Origin of the sequence: Gardnerella sp. 30-4, from assembly GCF_001641215.1 — a bacterium.
In the GTDB taxonomy this organism is placed as follows: domain Bacteria; phylum Actinomycetota; class Actinomycetes; order Actinomycetales; family Bifidobacteriaceae; genus Bifidobacterium; species Bifidobacterium leopoldii.
The window spans coordinates 1-5,539 of the sequence record NZ_LXJL01000108.1 but is presented as its reverse complement, the minus strand read 5'-3'; the positions used below and the strand labels follow the sequence as shown (position 1 = coordinate 5,539).

Genomic DNA, 5,539 nt, shown 5'->3' with positions numbered 1-5,539 from the left:
GTATCTATTAATCAAAAACAAAATCAAATTAATAAATAAATTGACAATAAAACCTAGATAGCAAATCCCAAAGTGCGAGCCGCCGCCACTGGAACTGCTTCATCTGCCCAATAATCCTCAAGGTTCTCATCAGTGGAAAGTGAACGCATTTCTGCACGATCAATATAAAGTTCACCACGAAGATGATCTGTTTCGTGCTGGAAAATACGCGCAGGCCAACCATGCAAACGCTCGGAATGTTGTTTGCCGTCCTCATCCTGCCAAGTAGCCTGAATATCAAGCCAACGTTGACGTACAGCCTGATAGCCGGAAACGCTTAAACAACCTTCATAAAAACTACGAGTTTGCGTACCAATAGGCTCATAATGAGGGTTAATAATAGCTCTAAACGGAAGCTCTGCGATGTCACGAGGATCGTCCTCATCATCACGAACATGATCTTCAATAACAGCAATAGCAAGACCAAGACCAATTTGAGGAGCAGCTAAACCAACTCCCGGAGCTTCCAACATTGTGCTATGCATTAACGAAATTAGCTTAGTAAGAGTTGCACGTGTAAGCTGACCATCATACGCAACAGTACGCTGGCGAAGAACAGGCTCACCTGCCTGCACAATCGGCAAAATGCCGTCTTCTGTAGCGGAATCAAGCAAGCGCTCAACAGCGCGACTGAGCTTAGTATCAACACTTGCGTGATGCGTAAACATAGGACTCCTTTTCACCGTTTTAAATAACGCGCATAATAACGCGAAAATATACAAAATTTACATGCCGCGAGCAGAATTTGAAAGCAGCACTAAAGATATAAGTGTATCAAAATTATTTGCGCACTGCTAGAGCCGACTGAGATGTAAGCAAACAGAGAACGCAAAAGTAAGCAAACTTATAACTTCAGATTATCAACCACAACTTGAGCAAGACGAGCGCAAACCTCATCCGCCTGAGTTTGAGTTGCAGCCTCGCACATAACGCGCACAAGAGGCTCGGTGCCGCTAGGACGCAAAAGCACGCGACCTGTATCTCCAAGAAGTTTCGATTCTTTCTCAACAGCTGCAAGCACAGCTGCGTTAGTTTTCGAAGCCATTTTATCTACATTTGGCACATTTACAAGAGCTTGCGGAAGCTGTGGGAAGTCTGCAGCCATTTGCGAAAGTTTCTTGCCTGAACGCACAACTTCACGGCACAAAGTCAAAGCAGTAAGCGTACCGTCGCCGGTGGTTGCAAATTCGCGATTAATAACGTGACCAGACTGCTCGCCGCCGAGCGAATAATCGTGCTTGAGCATTTCTTCAAGAACGTAGCGATCGCCAACGTTTGTTTGCACTGTTGCAATACCCATATCTTTAAGAGCAAGTTTTAAGCCAAGATTGCTCATAACTGTAACTACAAGAGTGTCATGATTAAGCTTGCCTTCAGCCTTTTTAGCGCGAGCAAGAATACCCATAATTTGATCGCCATTAACCATATTGCCGTTTTCATCGACAGCCAAGCAGCGGTCTGCGTCGCCATCAAACGCAACGCCCAAATCAGACTTTGAAGCTTTAACCATAGCTTGTAACTGCTCAGGATGAGTCGAGCCCGCATGATCGTTAATGTTGTAGCCGTCAGGAGATGCGTTAATAACTACAACTTCTGCACCAGCGCGGCGCAAAGCCTCAGGAGCAACAACAGAAGTAGCACCATTCGCGCAATCTGCTACAACACGCAAACCTGCAAGCGGCTTTGGGCGCGTAGTAGAAGCGTTACTTAAAGGCGCAACAGCAGAAACTAAATGATCAATATACAAGTTAGTAGCTGTAGTAGTATCATGGCTGACTCGACCTACACCAGCACCAGTTGGACGCTCCCAATCTTGACCAAGCACAGCCTCAATCTCATCTTCCTTGCTATCTGGAAGCTTAAAGCCTCCGCGCGCAAAGAATTTAATGCCGTTATCTGGCATAGGATTATGCGACGCAGAAATAACAGCACCCATTTCAACGTTAAGCACGGAAGTGAGGAAAGCAACGCCAGGAGTTGGGATAATTCCAGCATCGATAACATCAAAACCGCCAGCACTCATGCCAGCAGCGAGAGCAGAAGCTAGAAAATCGCCAGAAACGCGAGTATCTCTACCAATAAGCGCGCGGCGACGAGCGTGAGCGGAGCGAGAAGAGGTATCTGATGACGCTTCTTCTTCTGCAGCAGACGCAACTGCGCTTTTATCTCCCAAAACGCGCACTGCAGCGTCACCTAAATCTAACGCAAGCTGCGCTGTTAAATCGCGATTTGCTAATCCACGCACACCGTCTGTACCAAACATTCTTGGCATAATAAAGCCTCTTTCGCAAAAATCACTTCTCTTGCGCGCAAGCAAACAACATCGCATACTAGCGCGTCACACACTATCCGCAATTCTACTCACTGTTTCGCATAACGCGCTAGCGCAGCAAAGAAGCTTTGCAGTAATACTTCTGCGAACATCGATTACTTGTTGATTAGTGAACTTTAACATTCATGCTCTGCAGATATTGAATACTTATCCCCTAGTGGACACTAGCATTCGCGCTGCTGCACAAACTGCACCAGACTCTCCTACCACACCACAAAACACTAGCGGTTTTATCAGTAGTGAGGGGTGGGTGTTGCTTGGTCGAGCAATATAAAAGCGGAGCGATAGTAATAATCGTGATGATGAATAACTATTTCCGCAGAAAAAGTAAGCAAAAAACTAAACTTAACTACCTATCCACTAGTCCAAATGAGGTATAGGAGCGTAGCGCTGCGAGACAAGTAACCCCACCCCTCACAGCCACTCCAGAAAACTGCCAGCCAAGCACCACATTAAACAAAAAAACTCGCGCCACATTAAACAAGAACTTACTTGCTCAATGCAGCGCGAAAGCAGGACATCGCACTAGCGCAAAGAAGCGTTGTAATGCTGCACTTTAAGCGTGCGACGCGAAGAATCAAGGCTACCAAGCACCATGCGTCGCAAAGCCTGATCCGCATCAGCATGAGCCTCAAGCCACTTTTCACCGTGCTTAACCAGCTCCTCAACCGGCGCATACACAGGATACAAGCCCTCAATCAGAGCCTCAGCCATATGGAATGTGCGGTTCTTCCAAATCCACTCAACTTCAGCAAAGTAGCGCTCAACATAAGGCTTAACCAAATCGCCTTTAGCTGTGCTTGCAAATCCGGCAACCACAGCGCCCATTTGCATATTCGTCAAATCGAGATTGCGCAAAGCCTGTTCAAAAGCCCAATCCTTAGCTTCTGCAGTTGAGCGAGCTGCACGAGCCTGGTAAGCGTATTCGCGATTCTCAGTCGTGTCGCGCTTTTGAAGTTCCGCGTCAATTCCAGCTTCATCCAAAGCATTCACGCCTGCGAGCGCAATCAAAATGCTCCAGCGCAAGTCGTTGTCGATTTCCAAGCCTTCCAAACTCACGGAACCGTCGAGCAATCCGTTAGCTACGCGCAAGAACTCAGCATCTCCAACTTCGCCGTATCCAAGATAAGCCTTAACGAGCTGGAATTGCTCGTCGGAACCTGCAGAAGCTGCCAAAGCTAACTGCCACAATTCGTGAGCAACATGCTTTGCGACTTCTGCTTGACGCTCTGGGACAACGTAGTGGCTTGCAGTTACTTTCACTTGACCAAGAGCATAGCGGAAAGTAGTTGATTCGCGCTCAGTTGCCAAAGCTTTAAGGCTGAGTTCCACGAAGCGTTCTGCTGGGAATTCTGCGTCGCGAGTCATGTCCCACAGCGCGAGCCAAATAAGTGAGCGAGTCAAAGAATCCTTGAAACGATACAAGTTTTCGGCAGCAAATTCAAGCGACTTTTCGTCAAAACGTAGCTTCGTGTAAGTCAAGTCGTCGTCGTTTACAAGGATAAGTGCTGGCATTTTTTCGCCGCGCGCCTCAACAACTTCCGTCACTTCGCCGTCTACGTCAAGTTCGATTCGCTTTGTGCGCTTAATTTCGCCAGTTGCTTCGTCTACATTGTAGAATCCAACAGCCAAACGGTGTGCGCGAAGAACAGGATGCTCAGCTGGCGCGCTCTGACGCAAACGCAAGGAAGCAATAGTGCCGTCACCTGCTTCTTCGACTTCGGTAGAAATCGTGTTAATTCCAGCCTTTTCAAGCCATTGAGCACTCCAAGCTTTAAGATCGCGGCCGCTTGTAAGCTCTAACTCGTGCAACAAATCGGCCAAAGTTGCGTTGCTGTATGCATGCTTGCTCAAATAGTTATGGATTCCTTCAAAGAACTTTTCGCGACCAACATACGCTACGAGTTGCTTCAATACGGAAGCACCCTTTGCATAAGTGATGCCGTCGAAGTTGACGGAAGTGTCATTCAAATCGTTGATTGGAGCCACGATTGGGTGCGTTGTTGGAAGCTGATCTTGATTAAGTGCCCAGCTTTTTTCGCCGGAATTGAAAGTGCTCCAAGCGTCATGCCATTCGGTTGCTTCAGCAGTTGCAAGAGTAGAAGTGAATTCTGCGAAGGATTCGTTAAGCCACAAATCATTCCACCACTTCATGGTCACGTAGTCGCCGAACCACATGTGTGCAAGCTCATGCAAAACTGTTACAACGCGGCGCTCAGCATAAGCGTCCGTGACTTTGGATTCAAACACGTACTGGTCGCGAATCGTAACCATACCAATGTTTTCCATAGCTCCAGCGTTATATTCTGGCACGTAAATCTGATCGTACTTTGCGTACGGATACGGCACTCCCCAAGTCTTAGCGTAGAAAGCAAAACCTTTCTTCGTAATATCGAACAAGTAGTCAACGTCTTTTGCAAAAGCGTCTTTAAGTGCCTGACGGCAGTACATTGCCATTGGCACTACGCGACCGTCTTCGTTGTCGTAAGTTGTATGCCATTGCGCGTAAGGTCCTGCGCAAATAGCAGTTAAATAAGAGCTCATCTTTGGAGTTGACTCGAATACCCAGCGCTTCATGCCTTCTACAGCACCATTTTCCAAAGTGCCTGCTTCAGTTTCGCGGCCCTCTAACGCTGTTTCGCTTTTAATTGGCATGTTTGAAGTAACGATCCAGCTTTCTGGAGCATCAACCGTAAAATCAAAAACAGCTTTCAAATCTGGCTGATCAAATACAGCATAAACACGGCGAGCATCCGGCACTTCGAACTGAGTATATAAATACACGTTTCCGTCAGAAGGATCGACACTTCTGTGCAAACCCTCGCCCGTGTTGGAATACTGGCAGTTTGCTACAACTTCTACGGTATTATGCTCAAGCAAATTTGCAAGCTCAATTCGGCTGTCTGCAAAAACTTTAGAAACGTCAAGATCGGTACCGTTTAACACCACGGATTCTACGCTGTTTGCAATTAAATCGAGGAAGCTTGCGCTACCAGCCTTAGCATCGAACTCAATCTTTGTGCGCGAAGTAAAATCGCGTCCGCCTTTTCCTAAATCGAGCGCAACATCGTAGTGAATTGGCATTTGGATAGCGTCGAAACGCTCTTGAGCTTCTACGCGAGTAAGATTTGCTCCTGGCATATTTTGTACCTTTCTTATTTTTTCTTA

At 47.0% G+C, this 5,539-nt stretch carries 3 protein-coding genes; all 3 read right to left on the bottom strand.

Going from position 1 to position 5,539, the window contains the following annotated elements; genetic code table 11:
• Nucleotides 1-53: 53 nt before the first annotated feature.
• Nucleotides 54-707: a peptide deformylase gene (locus A5294_RS05740; RefSeq protein WP_004107289.1), complete on the bottom strand. Its 654-nt coding sequence runs from the start codon at nt 705-707 to the stop codon at nt 54-56.
• A 176-nt stretch (nt 708-883) separates the two neighbouring features.
• Nucleotides 884-2,311, bottom strand: a complete 1,428-nt coding sequence (gene glmM / locus A5294_RS05735) for a phosphoglucosamine mutase (RefSeq protein WP_004118692.1) — start codon at nt 2,309-2,311, stop codon at nt 884-886.
• A 585-nt stretch (nt 2,312-2,896) separates the two neighbouring features.
• Nucleotides 2,897-5,512 carry an aminopeptidase N gene (gene pepN / locus A5294_RS05730; protein WP_064340677.1) on the bottom strand — a complete coding sequence of 872 codons (2,616 nt, stop codon included), beginning with the start codon at nt 5,510-5,512 and terminating at the stop codon, nt 2,897-2,899.
• Between the last annotated feature and the right edge of the window lie 27 nt (nt 5,513-5,539).

Coding starts and splice junctions, on each gene's coding strand:
- glmM (WP_004118692.1), bottom strand. CDS start 2,311: ATGCCAAGAATGTTTGGTACAGACGGTGTGCGTGGATTAGCAAATCGC.
- A5294_RS05740 (WP_004107289.1), bottom strand. CDS start 707: ATGTTTACGCATCACGCAAGTGTTGATACTAAGCTCAGTCGCGCTGTT.
- pepN (WP_064340677.1), bottom strand. CDS start 5,512: ATGCCAGGAGCAAATCTTACTCGCGTAGAAGCTCAAGAGCGTTTCGAC.